Source organism: Cupriavidus pauculus (assembly GCF_008801835.1).
Classification (GTDB): Bacteria; Pseudomonadota; Gammaproteobacteria; order Burkholderiales; family Burkholderiaceae; genus Cupriavidus; species Cupriavidus pauculus.
Genome location: NZ_VZOW01000004.1, coordinates 32,957 through 56,773, shown reverse-complemented (window position 1 = coordinate 56,773; position 23,817 = coordinate 32,957). Strand labels below are relative to the sequence as shown.

Sequence of the window (23,817 nt, the reverse complement as noted above, 5' to 3'; positions counted from 1 at the left end):
TACCCGGGTAATATTTGGCCGTCAATTATATCCGGGTAATAATTTGCCGAGGATCAAAGTTGGCCGGACCGATATCGCACATTGGGGAGCTTGCGCGCGGATTCCCGCAGGTGGGAACCCATCAGGATTTGCCGCGTGGACGCCTCAGAGGTTGGCTCTTTGCTGAGGCCGACGACGCAGGGTCGGATACGCATCAGGCTTGATCTCGGTTTTTGACCGGCCGATGCGCGCATGGCACGATCGCGGGTCTCGACGCCTCGAACCCACCAACAGGAGATTGAATGACCGGAATGCGGTTTTTGCTGATTGCGGCAGTGGCCACGCCATTGCTGGCCGCCTGCGCCAGCGGCGCCAACCCCGAGTATCTGGAATCGCGCGACGCCACGCGCATCCACTCCGATGCCAGCGTGGGAGATCTTGTCCTGTGCCTGAAGCGCAAGCTCGGCGACGACGCTGAAATCGAGGCCTATCCGGAACCGGGCCGCGTCGATGTGCGCGTCGGCTACGGTCACCAGGCCAGCGCCGGCTATTCCTACCTGATAGCGCTGCGCGCGGCGGCACCAGGCACCGACGTGGACATTCGTAGCGCCGACCAATGGCGGCCGATGCTGAGCAAAAGCCGCGTCACCGGGTATGTGCAAGACTGCAAGCCCGGTACGGCCATCAAGTAAGCATTCCGACGCCAGCGGCAGGCGTCTACCAGGACAATGCATAGCGAGGGCTGACACCCCTCGCTTTTTTATTTCCCCGACCGCCGCCTGACCACAACGCTCGTCGCTTGTCGCATGCAGCGCCGTATCGCTAATCACATCGTTCGCGAAGCGCAATCAATACGCGCCACCCATCGGTCGTGCACACTCCCGCACGGTCAAGCGCCAGGTTGCAATTCGCCAGCGTCCCCGTTTGCTTTCGAAGTCGTCGGCCAAGCGATATCCCTTCGCGCCATGGGAATTATTTTTTGCCGATGCCTATCGCATCAAAGTCGAATCGCCTGCTTCTTGCTTCATTTGTTTTATTCATTTCATATAAACTCTAATGGATATTGTCTTTTCCTATCCTGATGCCTATTGCATAAAGGTCGATTCGGTCGACAACCCTGATTTCACGTGGCTGATCATCGGCACAGAGACCGGCGCCCGCAATCACTATGGAACGGGCCATATCTGCATCAACGGCAATGTGCTTGACGGTCACCAGCTTGCTGCCTTCCTCAGGCGCACCGTGCCGGGCCAAATCATGAGCCGCGTGCAGCAGGTGATTTTGGCGATCAGCAATTCCGGCGCGCCATATGTCGCCCAGCACGAGGGCTCTCCGCCCGCCTACCACGTGCAACCCGCGGCCCCGCTGCCTTCATACAGCGCTGCGTGCGAAAGAAGACCCTTCCCACCGTCGTACCAATCGCTACACCCAAGCCCGTCCTTCGAGAATTCGATCAACCGCAGCATCGCGCAGGACCTGGCAAAAGGCCTGGGGCGGCCGTTCTTTGTCCTGGGCTTCCAGGGCCAGCTCGACGTGAGCAATGCGTGGAACATCTATGCCTCGATCCACTACAACCGGCCGCCACGCGTGAATGCCCTGCCATGGCGACGATTCCGCACGATTCCCGCCCATCAGGAACCCTTTGCGATCAGGATCGGTGGCCCGTTCCTGCACAGCTACCTCTTTCACGGCGATCTGTGGTGCGGCACTCGATATAACCGCGGACAAGGCGCGCCTGTGTCGATGGACTCCCTGCGCGTGACGTTCAGGGACAGTAATTATTGGGCCCGCGGCGACCACGGCCGGGTGATCTGAAAATCGTCGTATTCCCACACAGGCCAATCGCCGCCGGTGTGGCCGCTGTGGGAATTTACTGGCGATAATGCTTTATCAGATTCTGACTATTCCGTAGAACATTTACTAATAGCAATTCAGCACCCACAGCGATCAAAACGCATGGCAACCCTTTAGCGCAAACTGTGTTGTGGCCATACCAAGTTTCTGACAAACCGTACGATTCAGATTGGCATGGTCTAACCCAACGTAATTGGACATACCATGCAAATCATTTTTTCTCATTCCGATTCCTATTGCGTAAAAGTGCGCTCAACGGACTCTTCGGACAAGTACTGGTTGATCATCGGTTCATCGATGGGCGCTTCCCACTCGAACGGGATAGGACGAATCGGCATCAATGGCACATTCCTGACCGGTTTCCAACTGGCCGATCTGCTAAAACAGACGGTGCCAGCAGACATCTGGAGGAAAACCGAGCAAGTCGTCCTTGCCGTCAGCAATTCGGCCTCGCTGTTCCGGCAACCCACGCCAATCGTGCCGCCGCCTTCCTATACGTCGCATATAGCAGGGCCGGTGCCGTCATACGTTTCGGCGTTGGCCGCTCGAGCGCCCGACGCGCCGCCACCGGCCTACGCCGATACACTCGGCTTTACCGAAGCACGCAATCCGAACGCTGCAGCTGGACAAGACCGGAGCATCGCCCACGAACTTTCGGTAGCGCTCGGGCGCAATCGCTTCGTGCGGGGTTTTCGCGGCGAAATCCGCACGCGCGACGCGTGGGCCATCTACGCATCAGTTCATTACAACGAGCCGTCGAGGGCGCACTCTATCCTGTCCAAGTTCTTGCCGATCAAACCGCACCACGGCGGTAGAGTCAACGTCAAGGCCGTGGGCGCCACCGGCGTCGGCGGACTGATGACAGTCGTCTATCGGGGCGGCCACGGGCTGGGCGTGGATGTGGCGGGACGGGACGGGACGAAGATCAAATTGGGCGTTCCCGACCAGCTGCGCCGAATGTTCATTAGCGCTCGCGGGCGATAGTTGCCACCGAAACAGACGGCAACCAGACATGCAACAGCGCAGGCCCCATCGTGGCGACCTGCGCTGCGGCACACACAAATTTCGGCGATGTCTGAATCTGATAGCGCCGATTCGCTTTACCCCTGTTTGTCGCCCGGATTGGCCGCAAGCAGATCGGCCATATCGTCGGCGTGCTCTTCCTCTACCGCGAGGATGCTTTCCATCAAGCGGCGCGATGTCGGGTCCTTTTCTCCGATGTATTGGATGATTTCGCGATAGGTGTCGATCGCGATGCGCTCGGCCACGAGATCTTCCTTGATCATGTCGGTCAGCGTGGCGCCTTCCACATATTCGGCATGACTGCGCGAGGCCAGGCCCTCGGGCGAAAAATTGGGCTCACCGCCCAGTTGCACGATGCGCTCGGCGATCTGGTCCGCATGGCCTTGTTCCTCGTTCGAGTGCGCCAGAAACTCCTCCGCTACGCTTTTCGAATTGGGGCCCTTGGCCATGAAGTAATGGCGCCGATACCGCAGCACGCAAACGATCTCCGTAGCCAGCGCGTCGTTGAGCAGCTTGATTACGGTGTCACGCTCGGCGCTGTATCCGGCGGTCACCGCGCCGTCGTCGATGTGCTGGCGGGCGCGCTCGCGCAGCGTCTTGATATCCGTTAGGAACGGTTGCTTCTCAGCCATGGGGACTCCTTCGTCATCGTTCGAATAATCCCGCCCCGGATAACCCCGTGCGTGGATGGCCGTGGTCAAGCGACTCAATGGCACATTGCCGCGCGCGAGATGGGGGAGCGGACTTTACCGCTGCAGGCAAAATCGATGCCACTCCGCCAACGCTGGTAAAACCGTCGCCCGCTTGCCAATGGGATGTGTTTTTTACAATCGCGCGGGTGGCCTGTTTGCAATATCGACGACTCGCGGCCTTGGCGCGAAATCCGACGAAGGTATGAGAGGCGCAACCCTATGCGTGACTTGCCTGGCCCTCTGGAGGCGGGTAGGGTTCGTATCGGCCATTTATGTCTTATCAGGCCCATTCAAATCACCGATTCAGGGGGAATCCGTCTTATGACACCGCATTCGGAGCATCGCATCCGCCGCGCCGCCGCCGCTGTTCTGGGACCGATGGCCGTCGCCTTCGCCATTGGCGTCGCCGCGCTGCCGCTGGCTGCCACCGCGGCGCAGGCCGCGCCGCCAGCACAGCAGAAGACACAGGCGCCGGGCTTCTATCGCATGATGGTCGGCCAGTTCGAGGTGACCGCGCTGTATGACGGCTATATCGATATCGATCCCAAGGTGCTCAAATACACCAGCGCACGCGAGGTGCAGAGCCTGCTGGCGCGCATGTTCGTCGCCTCCACGCCCGGCATGCAGACGGCGGTCAATGCTTACCTGGTGAACACCGGCTCGCACCTGGTGCTGGTGGATACGGGTGCCGCCGCGTGCTTCGGGCCCACACTGGGCGGGATCCTGGACAACCTGCGCGCTTCCGGCTACACGCCCGAGCAGGTGGATACCGTGCTGCTGACGCACCTCCACGGCGACCACGCCTGCGGCCTCAGCGCCGACGGCAAGCCGGTATTCCCCAACGCCACGGTCTACGCCGACAAGGCCGACGCCGACTACTGGCTCAGCGAGGCCAGCGAGGCCGCCGCGCCCGAATCGGCAAAGGGTTTATTTGCGATGGCGCGCAACGCGATGGCGCCGTACCAGGCCGCCAATCGCTTCCAGACCTTCAACGCCGCGGCAGGCCAAGCGCCGATTCCTGGCGTGCAGACCATGGCCACGCGCGGCCACACGCCGGGCCATACGAGCTATCTGTTCACATCGGGCAACGACCGGCTGCTGTTGTGGGGCGATATCGTGCATAGCCACGCCACGCAGTTCCGTCGTCCCAACATTTCGATCGAATTCGACACCGATAGCCATCAGGCCGCGCTGACGCGCCAGCGCGTGCTGGCCGAGGCGGCCAAGGGCAAGCTGTGGGTGGGCGGTGCGCATCTGCCGTTCCCTGGGCTGGGGCACGTGCGGCGCGACTCTGTCGGCTACGCCTGGGTGCCGGTCGAGTTCGGGCCGATCCGCAACGATCGTTGATGGCCCACACACGGCGGCGTGCACACCAGCGCGCCGCCGTGCGAACATGGCAGCCTTGATCGTCCCGGCCTGTCATTCCGATGATTATTCGCCCGCCGCTTCACTGGTTCCGCATGCTGTTCGTGCTGCGTGGGTCGGTCCTGCCCAGGATTGCCCCGCAACTGGTGGCCATCACGCTGTTCGCGGCGGTCATCACGGCCGCGCACGGGCGCATCGGCGACTGGAAGGTGTCGCTGAACTTCGTACCGTTTTCGCTGATCGGCCTGACGCTGGCGATCTTCCTGGGCTTTCGCAACAGCACTAGCTACGCGCGCTACTGGGAGGCGCGCACGTTATGGGGCAGCGTGCTGAACGAATCGCGCTCGCTCACGCGCCAGGCGCTGACGCTGGTGGCGGACAAGAGCCACGCGCGGCAGCTGGCCTACCGGCTCTGCATTTTCATCCACGCGCTGCGCCATCAACTGCGCGGCACCGACGCCTGGGCCGACCTTGCGCCGTTCATGGATGAGGAGGACGCCGCGCGCCTGAAAGCGGTGCGGTATCGGCCGGCCATTGCGCTGCTGCTGGCGGGCGAATGGGTTGGCGACCGTTTGCGCGCCGGCCAACTGGCCGCGCCGCTCGCGCATTCGATGGAAACCTCGCTCAATCAGCTCAGCACCGCGCTGGGCGGATGCGAACGCATTGCCGGCACGCCGATTCCGTTCACGTATTCGGTCATCATCCATCGCTGCATCTATCTGTACTGCGCGCTGCTGCCGTTTGGCCTGCTGGACACCATTGGCCTGATGACGCCGGTGATCGTCTGCTTTATCGCCTACACGTTTTTTGCGCTCGAAGCGCTCAGCGCGGAAATCGAGGAGCCGTTCGGCGAGGAAGCCAACGATCTGGCGCTCACGGCGATGACGTACATGATCGAATCGACGGTACTGGAGATGATTGGCGAGCCGCCGCGCAGCGCCGCGCCCGAGCCGCGCGATTACATCCAGATCTGAGCGGCGGGGGGGCGCGTGGTTAGAATCCCTTTCGCACGGTCAGGGCCGGCGCGTGCCCCGCGGCCCCCGCGCACCGCCTACGCCTTCGGACGCCTGACCGCGCGCACCTTGCCGCTGTCGCCCCCGCCGCAATAGAAGCGCTCGGCACCATCGGCTTCCAGCCCCGATACGCCCACGCCCGGCGGCATCTCGATCGATTCCAGCAGCTTGCCCGATTGCGGATCGATGCGCCTCAGCTCGCTCTGATCGCCTTCCCACGTGCCATGCCACAGTTGCCCATCGACCCACGTCACCCCGGTCACAAACCGGTCGGAATTGAGCGTGCGCAGCACGTGGCCCGTTTCGGGGTCGATTTGGTGGATCTTGCGTGCGCGATATTCCCCAACCCAGAGCGACCCTTCGGCCCACGCCATCCCGGAGTCATTGCCATGTCCCGGGGCCGGAATCGTCCCCACCACGCGACCGGTTTGCGGATCGATTTTCTGGATGTGGCTCTCGGAAATCTGAAACAGGTAACGGCCGTCGAACGCGGTACCCGCATGCGCCGGCACCGCGATCTCGCCCTGCGTCTTGCCGCTGGCCGGATCGAGCGCCAGCAGTTTGTCGCCAACGGCAAACCACACCTGCCGCCCGTCGTAGGTCAGCCCATGCACATGGGTGACGCCCTCGAATGGGCCGTATTCCCGAACGATATCTGCGGTGGATCGCTTCATGATGGTTTCCTCTCGAACACGTTGATGATGAAACCATGCTACGCGCCGGGCGGCAGTACCGGGAGTAACAACGGCGTCGCGAATCCGGTTGGCGGCGGCGTCATCCAGCGGCGCACGCGGCCATTTCCGATCGATTGCACATGGCCTGTACCGGCCAGCGCATCGAGCGAGCGCTGCACCGTGCGCTGGCTGGCGCCTAGCGCCAGAGCCAGCGCCGAACTCGACCACGATTGTCCATCCGCAAGACAAGCCAGCACGGCAGCATGCGCCGCATCGACGGGATGCGCGAGCACCACGGCGTCGCCCGTGCTGCGTACCACCAGGCCAAAGCCGCGCGCGGTAGCCTGCACGCTGGCGATCTGCCGCAGCGCGGCCCGCAGGCGGCCGATCTCGACGCGCAGCCGTGCGCGATGTGTTTCGTCGGCACGCCGAATGCGAAACACTCGCGCAATCAGGTCGTCACGGGCCATATCGCCGGGCCATGCCTCGGCCAGCGCGCGGGCGATGCCGAACAGCACGGGACGCCGCGTCAACGGCACGATTTCCGCGCCCATGCGGACCGCCATGCGGCACGCATCGACAATCAACGCCTGAGACGCCAGCAGCGCTTCCACATCGCTCAGCAACATCGGCCGCACACTGCCGCGCGATATCAGGCGTGCCACCGGCAAGCGCAAGCGCTGCATCGCGTGTTCGACTTCGGTGGACAAGGCGGCGATGCCGGCGTGCCGGGCGGCCTGTTCCGCGCGCTGCAGCGCCGCGAGCGCGGCGGCCGAGCGCAGCCGACGGATGGCGATGCCCGCCACCACCAGTTCGTGCGATGCGCGCAACGGCGGCGGCAACGGCGACGGATCGAGATCTGCAATGACATGTTCGGCGGCGTCAAGCTGGCCCACCAGCAAATGGTGGCGTGCGGCCAGATAGCGCGCATGCGCGGCGTTAACGACATCGGCGTGGTTTTCCAGCACGCGTCGTGCGGCGTCCAGCGATTTCTGCGGCCAGTTCAGATCGCGCGAAGCCAGCGCGATCTCCGCTTCGGCCACGACGCAGCGCGCCCGGGCCAGTGCTTCCTTGGGACCGAACGCCCGACCGGCGGCGCGCAGCAATCCGCGCGCCAGGGCGAAGTCGCCCAACTGAGCCATGGCGATGCCGCGCAAGGCCAGCGCGGGCGCATCGTCGCGCAGCGCAATGCGATTCAGCGCGCCAAGCGGGTCGCCCGCCGCCAGCGCACGCGCCGCCGCCGTGATCAATGAATCCATTGGAATCCCGCCACATGTCGCTCCGCTGATCGATGCCGGCGCCTAATCTAGCATAGGGTTCGCGCGCTCTAGCGACGCGTACGCAACGGCAGGAACCGGGAAAATCCATGGCGACGCCTGTTCAGTCCAAGGCGGGAGAAGTACCTCAGCATCGCATCGTCGGAGGTAGTACGGGCCGCGTGATACCAGAGCGCGCGCCGCTCTTGTTCATCGAGCGACAGATCGATATCGGCGCCCGGACCGCCCTCGTGAACCTGGACCGCCACGCCGAATCCGTTGAGATGCAGTACGGATACCGCCGCCCCCGAGCGCCCCACGCACATACGGAAATTCTGCAGCTCGTTGCCATTGCCATCCCCCGGCAACGCGGCAATCGCAATCATGTCTTTCGGGGATTCTGTCGTCACATCCGTTTCAAACCCGCGCACCAGTATGGGCGAAAGACGCGCCGACAGCAGGCTCGATATGCTGGCCATACCGGTGGTGGTGGCCGAATTCCCCGCCGCGATCACGATCTGATTGACGGTGGTCCTGAAATCCGGGCAATGCCGCTGCAGCTCCGCCACCAGCTTGCCAGGATCCATCATGCGGCCATCGATGTGCACCGCCCGAAAATCCCGGCAGCGATATGCACTGATGATCAGCCATCGTTTTCCCGGCATTTCCGATGGGATCGAAATGCAATAGGAATCCAGATTCGCAAATACTATTCTGTTCACGGTAATCAGCCTTTCACAAACGCGCGGAAATTTGCCGCCCGTTCATTCATCCAAACAGGCGCTGGATTGTCCTTGGTTGCGCTGTATTCCGCACTGATCAGAGTAAGACTGAATCAATTTTTCCCCCGTCGAACGATCAAAAATTCCGCCCGACGGCGGTGTTGGGGACGCCGGTGCTATCGTTCGGTTGTTCCCGACTGCGCCCGCCCATCGTTGATGCCAGAACGCACCATGCATGCTTCGACCACGCCGCTCTGGCTGCGTATCGCGCCCGCGATGTTTCTGTTGCTATGGTCGAGCGGCTTCGTATTCCTGAAACTCGGTCTTCAGTACGCCGATCCGCTGACCTTCCTGGCGTTACGCTACGCATGTGTGGTGGCGCTGCTGATCGGCCCGTGCCTGTGGATACGGCCCGCGTTGCCGCCCGGCATCGCGCCATGGCTGCACCTGGCGATGGTCGGCTTGCTGATTCAGGCTGGCTATTTCGCTTTCACCTATCTCAGCCTGAAGTTCGGAATGTCCGCCGGCGCGGTGGCGCTGGTGACGTCGCAGCAGCCCATCCTGATAGGACTGCTTGCGCCGGCGCTGGCGGGCGAGCGCGTCGACGCCACCCGCTGGGCCGGCTTGGCGCTCGGCGTTGCGGGGGCGACGATGGTGATCATGGCGAAATCGTCGATCGATCTCAGTTCACCGCTGGCGCTGGTGTTTGCGGTGCTAGCGTTGCTGGCCATGACTACGGGCACGTTGTGGGAGAAACGTTTTGGCGTGTCGGTGCACCCGGTGCTGGCCAACACCGTGCAATACGCTGTCGGCCTGATGGTGACCGCGCCGCTGGCCTTTCTGCTGGAGCCGATGCACGTGCAATGGACCGCCGGCCTGTTTGGATCGCTGGCGTATCTGGTGATCGGCAATTCGCTGGTGGCCATCACGCTGCTGCTGGCGATGATTCGGCATGGCGAGGCGTCGCGCGTGTCCGCGCTGTTCTTCCTGGTGCCGCCTGTTACAGCGGTGATCGCATTTGTGGTGCTTGGCGAAGCGATACCTGCGATGGCCTGGCCGGGCATGGCCATCGCCGCGGCTGGCCTGTATCTGGTGATGCGCCGACGACCGGGTGCCATCGACTGAAGCCACCGGCGGGTCGCGAGGCACGCGCGCGGCGGTTCTCGCCGCGTGGCTGCCGGAAGTCCGTCCAAGCATCCCTCACGTTCCGCCGAGACCGATTCAACGGCGGCGCCGCCCTCTTTCGTAGGCCGGCGGCCGGTCAACGTCGGGTGGGCGTCAGGCGCCGTCCATCTCGCTCCGTCGTACGTCGCGCTCAATAGCCGTAGTACGGCTGCGGCTGGGCGTACTGCACTGGCGCGCCGCGGCCGCACGGCACGTAGGCGCCCTGGTAGTTGCTATAGCAGTAGCCCGGCGGCACCTGCGGGGCGGCATAGCTGACCGGCTGCGGCGGCGCATAGACCGGCGCCGGTGCCGCTACCACTGGCTGGCTGCTGGCCACTATCGCACCGAGCGCCAGGCCGGCCACGGCGGCAATCGCAATCGCGGCGCCCGCAGACCCGCCTCCGCCGCCACGGTGGTAGCGGTCGTGGGCCGAGGCGGTCCCGGCCGCCAGCATGGCGGCACTGATGACAGCAATACCGGTGTAACGAATCGACTTGCGCATTTCAGGCTCCTTGTCGGGCCAGCACTGGCCCTGCTTTACGGAAACTATGATGGTCGACGAACGATTACAGTGGGTTACGCCATCGTGAGCAGATGTAAATGCAAGTCGATAAAACCGGCCTGCATGGCCGTTTTCTTAAATCAAGCGTTACAAGTGCAATCCGGAGGCCGCGCGCCAGCGCCAGTTGACAGCGTCTGACAGCTTGCAAATACTGCCCCTCGCAACGCTTGGGCGCGAACGTGAGTCTTCCCGAGGCGGTGCAGCCACCGCGATCTCCGACCAGGCGCGACGCGGTTTGGCAATGTCAAGACAACTTCAAACAAGGGACCACCATGATCACCCGCCGCATCCCGCTTCGCCCCCGCCTGATCCTGCTGGCCGGCGCCGTCTGCACACTTGCCGCATGCGCCAGCAACGTCGCCAACGCGCCCGTGCCGGCCGAGCCTGCGGCCCCGGCGGGATCCACCGCACCCGTCGCCGCGGGCAAGACCGAAGTGTTGTGGCTTGGCCAGGCCGCCATACGGATCACCACGCCAGGCGGCAAGGTCATCGTGGTAGACCCCTGGCTGACCGCCAATCCCAAGACGCCTGCCGGGTTCAAGCAGTTGTCGGCGCTGGGCAAGGTGGACCTGATTCTGGTGACGCACGCACATGGCGATCACCTTGGTGATGCGCCAGATCTGGCCAAGCTGAACAACGCGCCGATCTGGAACGGCGGCGGCATGGGCCAGCAGTTGGTGAGCCTGGGCATGGTGCCGGCCAACCTTTCGCAACGCTTCGGCAAGAGCGGGACGATCCAGCCATTCGGCGCCAACGGTCCGAAAATCACCGCCGTGCACGCCGAACATTCGTCCGAACTGGTGTGGAAAAATCCCGCCACGGGGAAAGATGAGACCCACTATGGCGGCGAGCCCGTGGGCTACATCATCGAAATGGAAAACGGCTTCAAGATCTGGCACATGGGCGACACCGGCCTGTATGGCGACATGCTGCTGGTGGCCGACCGCTACAAGCCCGATCTGGTGTTGATTCCGATCGGCGGCCATTTCACCATGGGCCCGCAGGACGCCGCCATCGCCTTGCGCGATTTCATCAAGCCCCGGTACGCGATCCCGATCCACTACGGAACCTCACCGATGCTGCGCGGCACACCCGACGAGTTGAAAGCGGCTTTAGGCACGTCAACGAACACCGCCGTGATCGTGCCGCAGCCGGGCCAGAAAGTGGACTTTTGAGGGAATTGCGGCGAAGGCCGCTATGCGCGGCGGGCCTGACGATGACCGGCTGCGTCATGTCGTCGTCGGATCTCAGCTCATCGTGCGCGAGCTGTGGCGCGACGCGTTTCGTAGATGAACCGGGCGATTACTTACGCAATGCCGCCGTCATTCCGGCTAGAGCCAGCGACTCCCTGCCCACAAAGATCCGCTCCGGCATCCGCAGATTGCGCAGCTCCAGCGCTTCCAGCGGGCCGCGCCCCACGGCCGCGCGCATCTGATAGCGGATCGGATATCGCATGTCAGCCGGTGCGGCAAGCTGGGCTGCGCGCGGCAGCAGGCTTTCTGAATGCTCCGGTCGATCGGCCGCGTCTGCCGACTCACTGCCGTTTTTGCCTTGGCCTGAAACAAAGGTGTCGGGAACAGCCTGGAACGTGAGTTGGGCCGTCGCACTGTCAACAGGCGTCACCCGCGCATGCTCCAGCATGCGGACCCAGGCCCAGACACCTTCGGTCTCAAAGCTTTTGTTCGTGCTGGCGGTCTCGGTTTAACACACTCAGCTACCCTCCCTACACCCATCCATCCTGGTCATCATATTGTTGTTCGTGTCATCACCGCTCTCTATGAGCACTAGCTGATGGCCAGTTGTTAATCATTAAGTCTCTGCAACCTCTTGCGAATCGATGCCGCGTTCTTAAATGGATAGATTATTCTCAGGCCGTTTTTTGAGCGGCCATCTAGGCCAGCAGGAAAGTTCTTCATGATTGTTTCGTTCTTTACGAACCGTCCTTCAGCCCCCACTCGTTCGTATCGGTACGAGAAGACTTTGTAATAATCACCAACGTAGTCTGAAGCCTGCGAGTTCACCGACCATTTGACAAGAACTACCATACTGTGACCCTGCCAGTAGAAGAAGGTCGAAATTTCAGGGCTCGATCCATCTATTTCATATTTATCGATTATTGCAGTTTCGCCGTCGCGACAGTGCCACTCCACTGACACATCAAACAGCGGGGTACTGAGAGGGTCGTCACTAATAGCGTGAAACTGCTTAGGAAATGATACGGTGCACCCCAAGCGGATCGCATCCGCGGAGAATTCCTCTTGTGATTGGTGGGCAGCATGAGATGCTCCGATCATGTTAAGGGCGCACCAAAGCACCATCACTATCATCGCTATTCTCTTCACGACCCGCTCTCCATTGTCGGCGTCGAACTCCAATCATGTTTGCGAGGGTTATTTCCCGCATTCAGCTCAAAACGCCGTTTCACCTCCGCCTTTCGCCGCTCCAAATCTTTTAATGGTGGATTAATCATCTTCGTCACAACGTTTGACGTTATTCAGGTCTGCTTGCGCATTCATTGATTGCACACACAAAAACCACGCTGATGAATCTGCCGCGACATACGGACCATTTTGGACTTTGCTGGGTTTGCAACCACATCAATACCACTGGCCTGTTTATATTCTTTGTGCATTGAAACCAAATTCAGAACAGCATCCGCGCCCGCGATAATCCAATTTACGACGTTTTCATTTAGCCGGGAATTGCCGAGACATCGCGCAACGACGAAAGTTAAACAACGTCTGAAATCAGTCGAATCCTATGGAAACACTGACTAAAAGTAATGCCCAAAGCCGGGACGACGACGACACCACTCAAGTTTTACCGCATGCTTGTCGAGCACTGAGCGAACATGAAAAAAACGGTTCGACCAGATCGGCGTCACGCTGTGCGAACGTGAGCTGATGATTAGAGGACACGAAGCCCTTGAAGCACGTGCCAATAAATGCCTGCGATGCATCCACCTGCGCGCGGCAATAAAAAACCCGCCTATGCAGGCGGGTTTTCAACGGAACCAGACGTCCGACGGCTTACACGCCGCCAGCGCCGGATTTTACGGACGATTCACCGAAACGTCGAAGTATGGCTTGCTGACGTGCAGGCCGAGGTTCACGCCAACGCCGGTATTGCCCAGCGCCAGTTGCACCGCTTCGTCGGCACTGCTGCTCTTGGCGCGATAGCGCAAGCCGGTTGCCGGCACGTTCAGCTTCCAGGCATCCACACGACCGTCTTCGATACGCTTGCGGGTGTAGATGTTGTTGACTGGATCCGTGCTGAGGATCTCCGTCGACGCGCGCGAGAAATTGACGCTTCCATCCGAGAAGGCGACGTAGTCCCAATACGCGTTCTTGCTACCGACTGCCGGCAGCGTGCGCACGACTTGTTTGCTGGCAACCATGAGGGAACCCTGATCGCTGACCACGGCGGACACTACCCCGTCCGTGCTCTTGAATGCGATGGCGACCGTGCTGCCGTTCGCGCCGCTGGCCAGGAAGGATCCGTCCGCCTGCTTGACGAAGGAGGGCAGCGATGATGCGTCCCACGGCGTGCAGACGTTATCGTCGTTGCAGGACGAGGCTGCCGTCATCTTGCCGTTGGCGTCCAGCGTGAAGGTGGAGCGCGATGTGGGGGCCGAGCCGCTGCCCAACGCTACGGCTACGGCGTTCCAGTCGCCGGCCAGATCGGACAACGGCAATTGCTGCACAGGCACCATGAACATCGGGAAGCCGGTCGGCACGTCGTTCGGCGTCTGCATCAGCACGCTCACGCCGAGCTTCGACACCAGCACGCTGATGGGCACGTCCTTCAATGCGAAGCGGCAGTTTTCGTCGGTCGGCGTGAGAAGCACGGTCGATGCGACAGCGGTTGCCGAAACCGTGTTGGCCGCAAACTTCTGCGTCAGCGTCAGCGCGTCGGCGTCGACGGTTACCGACGTGGCCGTTGCCGTGCCAGGCCCTGCCAGGAAATACTCGCCGGTGCGCAGGCCCGCGCAGGTGGCCGATGCTTTCTGCAGCAGCGTTCCCAGCGCGGCGCTGCCGGCATTGCTGACGATGGCCGTGGCTAGGTCGTCCACAGTGGCCTTCGACGATTTCAGGCGGGCGCCCAGCGTATCGAGCAGTTGATCGAGCGCGTTGCCGGGCTTGCCGTTGTTGGCGGCCACCAGTGCGCCCTTGAGCGGGTCGAAGCCGTTCAGGTCGACGACGCCGGTCAGCGCCAGACGCACCGTTTCGCTGGAGGTAGACAGGTTTGCCGACGTCAGACGGCCTTGCGCGGCGGCGTCGAACTGGTTGAAGAACGCGGTGGTGCTGCCCTGTGCCAGCGCAGCCGTGATCAGTTCGGTGAAGGGCGAGATGTTGGCGACGGCGGTGGTGCCGCTACCGGCTTCCACCACGGAATGCAGCACCGTATTGTCAGGCGTGGTCACGCTCAGCACGCAGGGGCGAACGGCGTTCGCGATATTGATCGTGAATGTGCCATCGGCGGCGGTCGTCGCGCTGCCGCTGCCCGATGCGCACTTGGCCTGCACGGTGGCATTTTCCAGCGCCGCGCCAACCGCCGCGGTGCCGCTGATCGACGTGGTGGTAACCGTGGGCGTTGCCGACGGCGCGCCATCTCCGCCACCGCAGGCGGAAAGCACTGCAGCGGTCAAACCCGTCAAAAGAAGTCTCGATTTCATCCCTGTTATCTCGTTATGTTGATTTTTTGGATCGGAACAGCCGACCCTGGCTGTCTTTATCGATCGATGCGCATTTCGCACGGCCCGCGCGGACCGTGCCAGGCGACGTGAAGTGTGTCGCAACCCTTTTAAGCCGAATAACCCCCCGACGAGGGAATTGACATATCTGCGGTTTCACTTATTTCTGTCGATTGCGGCCCGTATCGCGACTGACTGGGTCAAACATCGGCAGGGAATCGTTCGCCTGTATGCGACGAGGCGATCCGCGACTAGCAGCGCAATTTTTACTATGCTCGTTGGCATGCAAAGCACGGAGACGACGCTTGCGACCGACGACGCGTGCCCCCGCCTTGCATTCCAGATCGACGTGCGCCTGCGCGCCCCCGCAGGCCCGACCGATCGCAATGGCCGTTGCCATGACGCTGCTGGCAATGCCGACAGCGGCGCTGGCCGAATGCGACAACATCGCGCCGGCTTCTGGCACGTCAGTCAATTGCACGGGCAGCATCACGGCGCCTGCACGGGCCGATGTGGGTGCCACCAATGTGTCGATCAATATCGCGCCCGGTGCGTCAGGCAGTTTTGTCAATGCTGTCAATCCGGTCGCGATGCGGGTCGATAGTGGCAGCAGCGTCAGCAACGGCGGCAGTTTGTCGCTGAGCGGCGGCGCGGCCTCCGGTAGCAATCGCGGCGCCGTGCTGCTGGGCCGCGGCAACGGCAATACGCTGACCAACGCGACACAGGGCGTGATCGCCACCACGGGCGCGTTCAACGACGCCATGGCCGCCAACGGCAGCAACAACACGCTGGTCAACCAGGGCGTGATCCGCACGGCCGGTCCAAACGCCTACGGCATGACCGCGGCATGGGGCCAGACCAACACCGGACAGACCGGCAACGGCCTGATCAATAGCGGATCGATCAGCACCACGGGCAGCAATGCACGCGCGATGTCGATCCTGGGCGGCAGCGGCACGGCCACCAACCAGGGCAGCCTGCTGACCACCGGCACATCGAGTTTCGGCGTCTATCTGCAGGGCAACGGCGACCGGATGACCAACAGCGGCAGCATCGAGACGCGCGGGGCTGGCGCCGATGCGGTGTTCTCGAATACGGCCGGCAGCAGTTTCACGGCGACCGTGGAAAACCAGGCGGGCGGCCAGATCGTGAGCCGTCAAGCAGCAGCGATCCGCACGCTCAACGGCGCCACCACCGTCATCAACGCGGGGCTGCTGCAGAGCGACGCCGGCACCGCGGTGTCGATGGGCGCGGGCGCCAACACGCTGATCCTGCAGACCGGTTCGACGATTCGCGGCGCGGCGGACGGCGGCGGCAATGCCGCCACGCAACTGGTGCTCCAAGGCAGCGGCACCGCAGACAACGCCTTCAACCGCTTTGCGCTGATGCAGATGCAGGGTTCGGCGTGGACGTGGTCAGGCAGCGGCGTGTTCAACACGATCGACATTCAGAGTGGCACTCTGACCCTCGCCGGCGCGATCGGCGGCGCCGCGCAGGTGCGCACCGGCGCCACGCTGGCCGGCACCGGCACGCTGACCGGCAGCGTGACCAATCAGGGCACGCTACATCCGGGCGACGGCAGCGGCGGCGGGCAGTTGACCATCGTCGGGGACTACACCGGCGCCAACGGCGTGCTGCAGACGGAATCGGTGCTCGGCAGCGATGGAGCGCCCGCGGCGCGCCTGGTGGTGTCGGGTGGCGCCATCGGCGGCAATACCCTGATTTCGCTGGTCAATCTGAGTGGCGCGGGCGGGCTGACCACCGCGGACGGCATCCCGCTGGTGCTGGCCACTAACGGGACCACGTCCACCGCGACTGCATTCGCATTGCGCGGCGGATCGATCAGCGCGGGCCCCTATATCTACTACCTGTTCCATGGCGGCGCCTCTGCCGGGTCGGAAAACAGTTGGTATCTGCGATCGTCGCTGGTGCCTACGTCCGGCGCGGAAATCGCGCCAACTGCGGCGCCCGGCACGCCCGAATTGCCGGCGCCGGGCACGCCGGCGCTGCCGTCGCTGGACCTGGCCGATGGCGGGCCGGTGGTGCTCTATCGCCCCGAGGTGCCGCCGTACGCGGCCACGCCGGCGGTGGTGCGGCAGATCGGCTTCGACCAGATCGGCACCTTCCATGAGCGCCAGGGCCAGCAGGCGTTGCTCGAAGAACGCGGGCGCTTGCCCGCCAGTTGGGCGCGCCTCTGGGGCGGCCGGATGCAACAGGGGCAACAAGGCAGTGTCGACGCAGCGTTCGACGGCACCGTGGCAGGCGTGCAGATCGGGCAGGACGTCTATGCCGACGCGACGGCAAGCGGCCATCGCAATCACTACGGATTGATGCTGGGATTCGCGCGCGCATCGGGCGACGTCAACGGTTTCGCGCAGGGCTTCCGCGGGGCAACCGTCGGCACGCTGTCGGTCGATGCATACAGCCTGGGTGGCTATTGGACGCATGTCGGCCCGACCGGCTGGTACACCGACGCTGTGCTGCAGGGCAGCACGTTGATCGCCAACCCGCGCTCGGCGCGCGGCGTGGGCTCAAGCACGCATGGCACCGCCGCCTCCACGTCGATCGAAGCCGGCCTGCCGCTCCGGCTCGGCAACGGCTACGCCATCGAGCCGCAGGCGCAACTGATCTGGCAGCACATCTCGCTGAACGATATCGACGACGGCATCTCGCCGGTCAGCTTCCAGACCGCCAGCGGCTGGCTGGCGCGCGTAGGTGTGCGGGCGGAACGGCAATTCCAGCGCAACGGCGTGACGTGGATGCCGTGGCTGCGCGCCAACCTGCTGCGCAGTTTCGGCGGCACGGACCAGATCGTCTTCGCATCGACCGACGCCGTGGATGCGTCGCTGGCCAGCACGGCCGCACAGTTCGGCGCTGGCGTGGCAGCCCGGCTCGATCGCAGCAGCAGCCTGTACCTGACCGTGGCCTACACCACCAATCTTGATGGTGTGCACCGCAACAATCTCGGCGGCAACCTCGGCCTGCGCTGGCTCTGGTGACAGGCGCCCGCCGCGCGGCGGGCGCACATAGCGAAAACGCCACTATTGCCTATACTGTTCTCTGTCTTTGCAGATAAATCCATGACCGGGCAGCGGCCCGGTACTAGGAGGTTTCCCCATGGTTACGATGAACCGCCGACAGTTCCTGAAGTTCACGGGAGCGTCGCTGGCGGGTTCAAGCCTTGCGCTGGTCGGGTTCGCGCCCGACGCCGCGCTGGCGGAAGTGCGTGCCTACAAGCTGGCGCGCACCACCGAGACCCGCAATACCTGCCCCTACTGTTCGGTGGCATGTGGCCTGCTGATGTACAGCCTGGGCGACAAGGCAAAGAACGCCAAGGCCAGCATCATCCATATCGAGGGCGACCCCGATCACCCGGTCAATCGCGGCACGTTGTGCCCCAAGGGCGCGGGGCTGATCGATTTCATCCACAGCCCGAGCCGTCTGCAATATCCCGAGTACCGCGCGCCCGGATCGGACAAATGGCAGCGCATCAGCTGGGACGACGCGATCAACCGCATCGCCAAGCTGATGAAGCAGGACCGCGATGCCAACTTCGTCGAGAAGAACGATCAGGGCCAGACGGTCAACCGCTGGCTGACCACGGGCATGCTGGCGGCCTCTGCCAGCAGCAACGAGGTGGGTTACATCACGCACAAGACTGTCCGCAGTCTTGGCATGTTGGGGTTCGATAATCAGGCGCGTGTCTGACATGGCCCGACGGTGGCAGGTCTTGCCCCGACGTTTGGCCGTGGAGCGATGACGAACCATTGGGTCGACATCAAGAACGCGGATGTAATACTGATCATGGGCGGCAACGCCGCCGAAGCGCACCCGTGCGGCTTCAAATGGGTAACCGAAGCCAAGGCGCACAACAAGGCGCGGCTGATCGTGGTGGACCCGCGCTTCACGCGCTCGGCGTCCGTGGCCGACTATTACGTGCAGATCCGCACGGGGACCGACATCGTGTTCCTGGGCGGCGTGATCCGCTGGCTGCTCGAAAACGACCGGATCCAGCATGAATACGTGAAGAACTACACGGACTTCACGTTTATCGTGCGCGAGGATTTCCAGTTCGCGAACGGCCTGTTTTCCGGCTACGACGCGGAAAAGCGCAGCTACGCCAAGGAAAGCTGGGATTACGAACGCGGCGACGACGGCTACGTAAAGACCGATCCGACGCTCGCGCATCCGCGCTGCGTGTTCAATCTGATGAAGGCGCATTACGCGCGCTACACGCCCGAAATGGTGGAGCGCGTGTGCGGCACGCCGAAGGACAAATTCCTGAAGGTGTGCGAGATGCTCGGCAGCACGGCCGCGCCCGACCGCGCCATGACGATCATGTATGCGCTGGGCTGGACGCAACATTCGGTTGGCTCGCAGATGATCCGCACCGGCGCCATGGTGCAACTGCTGCTGGGCAATATCGGCATTGCGGGCGGCGGCATGAACGCGCTGCGCGGGCATTCGAACATCCAGGGGCTGACCGACATCGGCCTGATGTCGAACCTGCTGCCCGGCTACCTGACGCTGCCCGCCGAATCGGAGCAGGACTACAACAAGTACATCGAGGCGCGCGCCTTCAAACCGCTACGGCCAAACCAACTGAGCTACTGGCAAAACGTGCCGAAGTTCCACGTCAGCCTGATGAAGGCATGGTGGGGTCCGGCGGCCACTGCCGAAAACAACTGGGCGTTCGATTACCTGCCCAAGCTGGACAAGCCGTACGACCTGCTGCAGGTCTTCCAGCTGATGAACGAAGGCCGCATGAACGGGTACATCGCGCAGGGCTTCAACCCGCTGGCGGCAGCGCCCAACAAGGCCAAGCTGCAGAAGGGGCTGTCCAACCTGAAGTTCCTGGTGATCATGGACCCGCTGGCCACCGAGACTTCCGAGTTCTGGCGCAACGCGGGCGAAACGCACGACGTCGATCCGAAATCGATCAAGACCGAGGTGTTCCGTCTTCCCACCACCTGTTTTGCCGAGGAAAACGGCTCGCTGGTGAATTCCTCGCGCTGGCTGCAGTGGCACTGGCAGGGCGCCGATCCGCCCGGCGAGGCGCGCTCGGACATCGAGATCATGTCCGCGCTGTTCCTGAAGATCCGCGAGATGTACCAGAAGGACGGCGGCAAATTCCCGGATCCCATCGTCAACCTGTGGTGGCCGTACGCGGTGCCGCACTCGCCCACGCCCGACGAGCTGGCCAAGGAATTGTCCGGCCGCGCGCTGACCGATCTTGCCGATCCGAAGGATCCCACCAAGATCGTGCGCAAGGCCGGCGAGCAGTTGAACAGCTTTGGTGAACTGCAGGCCGACGGCAGCACGATGAGCGGTTGCTGGATTTACTGCGGGTCGTGGACGCAGGCCGGCAACCAGATGGCCAAGCGCGACAACTCGGACCCGACCAACATCGGCCAGACCCTGAACTGGGCCTGGGCGTGGCCGGCAAACCGGCGCGTGCTGTACAACCGCGCATCGTGCGATGTGAATGGCAAGCCGTTCAATCCAAACCGCAAGTTGATCGGCTGGAACGGATCGAGCTGGACCGGCTTCGACACACCCGACTTCAAGCTCGACGAGGATCCGGCCAGGGGCATGGGCCCGTTCATCATGCAGCCTGAAGGCGTGGCGCGCTTCTTTGCGCGCCAGAACCTGGTGGAAGGCCCGTTCCCCGAGCACTACGAGCCCTTCGAGAATCCGCTCGGCTACAACCTTCTCAACGACAAGGCGCCCAACGCGGTCAGCAATCCGGCCGCGCGCGTGTTCAAGCCGGACTGGGAGCAATTTGGCAAGCCCGATGCGTATCCGGTCATCGCCACCACCTACCGGCTGACCGAGCATTTCCACTACTGGACCAAGCACGCGCGCATCAACGCGATCCTGCAGCCGGAACAGTTCGTGGAAATTGGCGAGGACCTGGCCAAGCAGGTGGGCGTGGCGGCCGGCGACCGCGTCAAGGTGACGTCTACGCGCGGCTACATCAAGGCCGTGGCGCTGGTCACCAAGCGGATCAAGCCCTTCCACATCGACGGCAAGGTGGTGCACATGGTTGGCATTCCGCTGCATTGGGGCTTTACGGGGCTGACCAAGCCGGGCTACCTGGCCAACACGCTCACGCCATTCGTGGGCGACGGCAACACGCAGACGCCCGAATTCAAGTCGTTCATGGTGAAGGTCGAAAAGGCATAGGGGACACACGATGGCACTACAGTCTCTCGATATCGTGCGCCGCTCGGCCACCACCACGCCGTCGCCCAGCGTGCGCGCGCCGGTTACCGGCAGCGTGGCCAAGCTGATCGACACCACCAAGTGCATCGGCTGCAAGGCATGCCAGGCCGCGTGCATGGAATGGAACGACCTGCGCGGCGAGGTGGGCACCAATGTCGGCGTCTATGACAATCCCGCCGATCTGGACGAACACACGTGGACGCTGATGCGTTTCACCGAGTACGAGAATCCGAACGGCAATCTCGAATGGCTGATCCGCAAGGACGGCTGCATGCACTGCGAAGATCCGGGCTGCCTGAAGGCGTGTCCGGCGCCGGGCGCAATCGTGCAATACGCCAACGGCATCGTCGATTTCCACGAGGAAAACTGCATCGGCTGCGGCTACTGCGTTGCCGGTTGTCCGTTCAATATCCCGCGCATTTCGAAACAGGACCACAAGGCCTACAAGTGCACGCTGTGCTCGGATCGCGTGGCCGTGGGCCAGGAGCCCGCCTGCGTGAAGACGTGCCCGACCGGCGCGATCGTGTTCGGCACCAAGACCGACATGATCGCGCACGCGGAGGAACGCATCGAGGACCTGAAGACGCGCGGCTTCGACAAGGCCGGTCTGTACGATCCGGCCGGCGTCGGCGGCACGCACGTGATGTACGTGCTGCATCATGCCGACCAGCCCAGCCTCTATCACAACCTGCCCAACGATCCGCATATCAGTCCGCTGGTGAGCCTGTGGAAGGGCATCTCCAAGCCGCTGGCAGTGGCGGGCATGGCGCTGGCGGCGCTGGCCGGATTCTTCCACTACATCCGCGTGGGACCGAACGAGACCGGCCCCGAGGACGAAGCCGCGGCGGAAGACGAAATCGTGCGCTGGGGCCGCGACAACCCCAGGCCGCGCGGCACCCCCGATGAAATCGTGCCGCCAGAGGAGGTCCGCGATGAGAATCGATAAGCGCCGCGAGGCAACCATCCGCCGCTACAGCGCCGGCGAACGGACCAACCACTGGATCGTCGCGCTGACATTCGTCCTGATGGCGCTGTCGGGCCTCGCGCTGTTTCATCCGTCGATGTACTGGATGAGCGCCCTGCTGGGCGGCGGTACATGGACGCGGATCCTGCACCCGTTCATCGGCGTGGTGATGTTCGTGGCGTTCATGATTCTTGCGCTGCGATTCTGGCATCACAACCTGATCACGTGGAACGACCGCGAATGGCTGCGGCACGGCAGGGACGTGCTGACCAACCACGAGGAAAACCTGCCCGATGTGGGCCGCTACAACGCCGGACAGAAGCTGCTGTTCTTCGTGATGGTGTTCTGCCTGGTGCTGCTGCTGTTGAGCGGCATCGTGATGTGGCGCGCGTATTTCTCGGCGTTGTTCCCGATCTGGGCGATCCGCCTGGCCGCGGTGGTGCATGCGGTTTGCGCCTTCGCGCTGATTTGCGGCATCATTGTGCACATCTATGCAGCGGTCTGGGTCAAGGGGTCGGTACAGGCGATGACGCGCGGCACGGTGACACCGGGCTGGGCGTGGAAGCATCATCGTGCGTGGTTCCGGGAAACCTTTCGGCCAGGCGACAAATAGGCGAGCAAGCTGACAGCGGCGCTCGCCAGAGGACGATACGATGGTGCAGCGCATTCTCGAGCCGTCAGAAATCGAGTCGATCGACCACGTTGCAATTGCGCGCGTGCGTCTGCCGGATCGCAACGAAGTCTTTGGCGCGCGGGCGCAACGCCTGCGCCAGCTTGCGCCATCGAATCCGATTGAACCCTACCTGCTGTTGATGGCCGCAGTGGCGGACGCACAGCACGAGGTTGCGCAGCGCATCGAGGTGCCCGCGCCGTCCGCCGACGACATCGCGCGCGCCGGCGAGCACTGCATGCCACTCGTGAATGCCCAGCACACCGACACGCTGTACTCCGCCGGACCCCTGTTCGAGCGGCTGGCCGTCACGGCAGGTGCACTCGCCGCGCCGCTGGCCGCTCTGCACGCGATGTCCGCCGATGCCCGCATCGCCCAGTTGCAGGCGCTGCTGGGTTTTGGCGACGCGCCGATCGACGCCACGGTCGCGCCGCTGCTGATGGCAGCGCTGCAAGTCGACCGCACCGTGCTGGCCAGCGCGCTGCGCGAGCGCGATATCCCGGTGCTCGATGTGCCAACCGTCTGCCCGGTCTGCGGCGTGCCGCCAGTGGCCAGCATCGTGCGCATCGGCGGACGCTATCAGGGTCTGCGCTATCTGCATTGCGGCCTCTGCGCCACCGAATGGCACATGGTGCGCGTCAAATGCAGCCATTGCGAATCGACCGAAGGCATCAGCTACTACAACGTGGAAGGTCACGGGGACGCGCTGAAGGCCGAAACCTGCGACCAGTGCCATCGCTACCGCAAGATCGGCTATATGGAAAAGGACCAGATGGTCGAACCCGTGGCCGACGACCTGGCGACGCTGGCGCTGGACGTGATGATGGGTGAAGCGGGCTATGGGCGCGCCAACGGCAATCCGCTGCTGTGGCTGGGCGACCAGAGCGATGAGGGCGACGGCGATGGCGAAGACTCCCGGGCCGGCGACGATGGCGGGACCGCGCGCGATGAACGATAGCGT

At 63.1% G+C, this 23,817-nt stretch carries 20 protein-coding genes; 12 read left to right on the top strand and 8 right to left on the bottom strand.

Going from position 1 to position 23,817, the window contains the following annotated elements; all coding sequences use genetic code 11:
• Nucleotides 1-281: 281 nt before the first annotated feature.
• From F7R19_RS06430 to F7R19_RS06420, 3 genes are all read left to right on the top strand, one after another.
• Complete coding sequence (locus F7R19_RS06430; RefSeq protein ID WP_150979711.1) at nt 282-671, top strand: putative periplasmic lipoprotein; 390 nt, start codon at nt 282-284, stop codon at nt 669-671.
• A 364-nt stretch (nt 672-1,035) separates the two neighbouring features.
• Complete coding sequence (locus tag F7R19_RS06425; protein WP_150979710.1) at nt 1,036-1,794, top strand: hypothetical protein; 759 nt, start codon at nt 1,036-1,038, stop codon at nt 1,792-1,794.
• 243 nt (nt 1,795-2,037) lie between these two features.
• A complete protein-coding gene (locus F7R19_RS06420; protein WP_150979709.1) occupies nt 2,038-2,817 on the top strand; it encodes a hypothetical protein in 780 nt (259 codons plus the stop codon).
• Nucleotides 2,818-2,933: 116 nt separating this feature from the next.
• On the opposite strand, the gene F7R19_RS06415 is transcribed toward F7R19_RS06420, so the two are convergent.
• Entirely contained in the window at nt 2,934-3,488 is a 555-nt protein-coding gene (locus F7R19_RS06415; protein WP_061953962.1) for a ferritin-like domain-containing protein, read from the bottom strand.
• A gap of 438 nt (nt 3,489-3,926) precedes the next feature.
• Between F7R19_RS06415 and F7R19_RS06410 the strand changes: the two genes are divergently transcribed.
• Together F7R19_RS06410 and F7R19_RS06405 are read left to right on the top strand one after the other, a co-directional pair.
• On the top strand, nt 3,927-4,895 hold the full coding sequence (locus tag F7R19_RS06410) for an MBL fold metallo-hydrolase (protein WP_223506323.1): 969 nt from the start codon (nt 3,927-3,929) through the stop codon (nt 4,893-4,895).
• Between the two features lie 80 nt (nt 4,896-4,975).
• Nucleotides 4,976-5,887: a bestrophin family protein gene (locus tag F7R19_RS06405; protein WP_150979707.1), complete on the top strand. Its 912-nt coding sequence runs from the start codon at nt 4,976-4,978 to the stop codon at nt 5,885-5,887.
• Between the two features lie 77 nt (nt 5,888-5,964).
• On the opposite strand, the gene F7R19_RS06400 is transcribed toward F7R19_RS06405, so the two are convergent.
• The 3 genes from F7R19_RS06400 to F7R19_RS06390 all read right to left on the bottom strand — a co-directional run bounded on the left by F7R19_RS06400 (nt 5,965) and on the right by F7R19_RS06390 (nt 8,521).
• A complete protein-coding gene (locus F7R19_RS06400; protein ID WP_150979706.1) occupies nt 5,965-6,600 on the bottom strand; it encodes a Vgb family protein in 636 nt (211 codons plus the stop codon).
• 38 nt (nt 6,601-6,638) lie between these two features.
• Nucleotides 6,639-7,859: a helix-turn-helix domain-containing protein gene (locus F7R19_RS06395; RefSeq protein WP_150979705.1), complete on the bottom strand. Its 1,221-nt coding sequence runs from the start codon at nt 7,857-7,859 to the stop codon at nt 6,639-6,641.
• Between the two features lie 68 nt (nt 7,860-7,927).
• Nucleotides 7,928-8,521 carry a hypothetical protein gene (locus F7R19_RS06390; RefSeq protein ID WP_150979704.1) on the bottom strand — a complete coding sequence of 198 codons (594 nt, stop codon included), beginning with the start codon at nt 8,519-8,521 and terminating at the stop codon, nt 7,928-7,930.
• A 288-nt stretch (nt 8,522-8,809) separates the two neighbouring features.
• Here F7R19_RS06390 and F7R19_RS06385 point away from each other — a divergent pair, with 288 nt between their 5' ends.
• Nucleotides 8,810-9,703, top strand: coding sequence for a DMT family transporter (locus tag F7R19_RS06385; RefSeq protein WP_150979703.1), 894 nt, complete (start codon nt 8,810-8,812; stop codon nt 9,701-9,703).
• Nucleotides 9,704-9,893: 190 nt separating this feature from the next.
• Here the strand turns inward: F7R19_RS06385 and F7R19_RS06380 are convergent, their stop codons facing one another.
• Nucleotides 9,894-10,244 (bottom strand): hypothetical protein, encoded by a 351-nt coding sequence (locus F7R19_RS06380; protein WP_061953972.1) that lies wholly within the window; start codon nt 10,242-10,244, stop codon nt 9,894-9,896.
• Nucleotides 10,245-10,576: 332 nt separating this feature from the next.
• Between F7R19_RS06380 and F7R19_RS06375 the strand changes: the two genes are divergently transcribed.
• Nucleotides 10,577-11,479, top strand: a complete 903-nt coding sequence (locus F7R19_RS06375) for a metal-dependent hydrolase (protein ID WP_150979702.1) — start codon at nt 10,577-10,579, stop codon at nt 11,477-11,479.
• 127 nt (nt 11,480-11,606) lie between these two features.
• On the opposite strand, the gene F7R19_RS06370 is transcribed toward F7R19_RS06375, so the two are convergent.
• The 3 genes from F7R19_RS06370 to F7R19_RS06360 form a co-directional block, all read right to left on the bottom strand.
• A complete protein-coding gene (locus tag F7R19_RS06370) occupies nt 11,607-11,945 on the bottom strand; it encodes a hypothetical protein (protein WP_211922716.1) in 339 nt (112 codons plus the stop codon).
• A gap of 161 nt (nt 11,946-12,106) precedes the next feature.
• Nucleotides 12,107-12,679, bottom strand: coding sequence for a hypothetical protein (locus tag F7R19_RS06365; RefSeq protein WP_150979701.1), 573 nt, complete (start codon nt 12,677-12,679; stop codon nt 12,107-12,109).
• A gap of 677 nt (nt 12,680-13,356) precedes the next feature.
• A complete protein-coding gene (locus F7R19_RS06360) occupies nt 13,357-14,979 on the bottom strand; it encodes a hypothetical protein (RefSeq protein ID WP_150979700.1) in 1,623 nt (540 codons plus the stop codon).
• A gap of 404 nt (nt 14,980-15,383) precedes the next feature.
• On the opposite strand from F7R19_RS06360, the gene F7R19_RS06355 reads away from it, so the two are divergent.
• The 5 genes from F7R19_RS06355 (at nt 15,384) to fdhE (ending at nt 23,814) form a co-directional block, all read left to right on the top strand.
• Entirely contained in the window at nt 15,384-17,996 is a 2,613-nt protein-coding gene (locus tag F7R19_RS06355) for an autotransporter family protein (protein WP_150979699.1), read from the top strand.
• A gap of 118 nt (nt 17,997-18,114) precedes the next feature.
• Complete coding sequence (fdnG, locus tag F7R19_RS06350; protein WP_150979698.1) at nt 18,115-21,183, top strand: formate dehydrogenase-N subunit alpha; 3,069 nt, start codon at nt 18,115-18,117, stop codon at nt 21,181-21,183.
• A 10-nt stretch (nt 21,184-21,193) separates the two neighbouring features.
• Nucleotides 21,194-22,168, top strand: coding sequence for a formate dehydrogenase subunit beta (fdxH, locus tag F7R19_RS06345; protein WP_084003933.1), 975 nt, complete (start codon nt 21,194-21,196; stop codon nt 22,166-22,168).
• Entirely contained in the window at nt 22,155-22,799 is a 645-nt protein-coding gene (locus tag F7R19_RS06340) for a formate dehydrogenase subunit gamma (RefSeq protein WP_150979697.1), read from the top strand. The genes fdxH and F7R19_RS06340 overlap by 14 nt, the downstream gene beginning before the upstream one ends.
• A gap of 40 nt (nt 22,800-22,839) precedes the next feature.
• Complete coding sequence (fdhE, locus tag F7R19_RS06335) at nt 22,840-23,814, top strand: formate dehydrogenase accessory protein FdhE (protein ID WP_150979696.1); 975 nt, start codon at nt 22,840-22,842, stop codon at nt 23,812-23,814.
• The last annotated feature ends 3 nt before the right edge of the window (nt 23,815-23,817 follow it).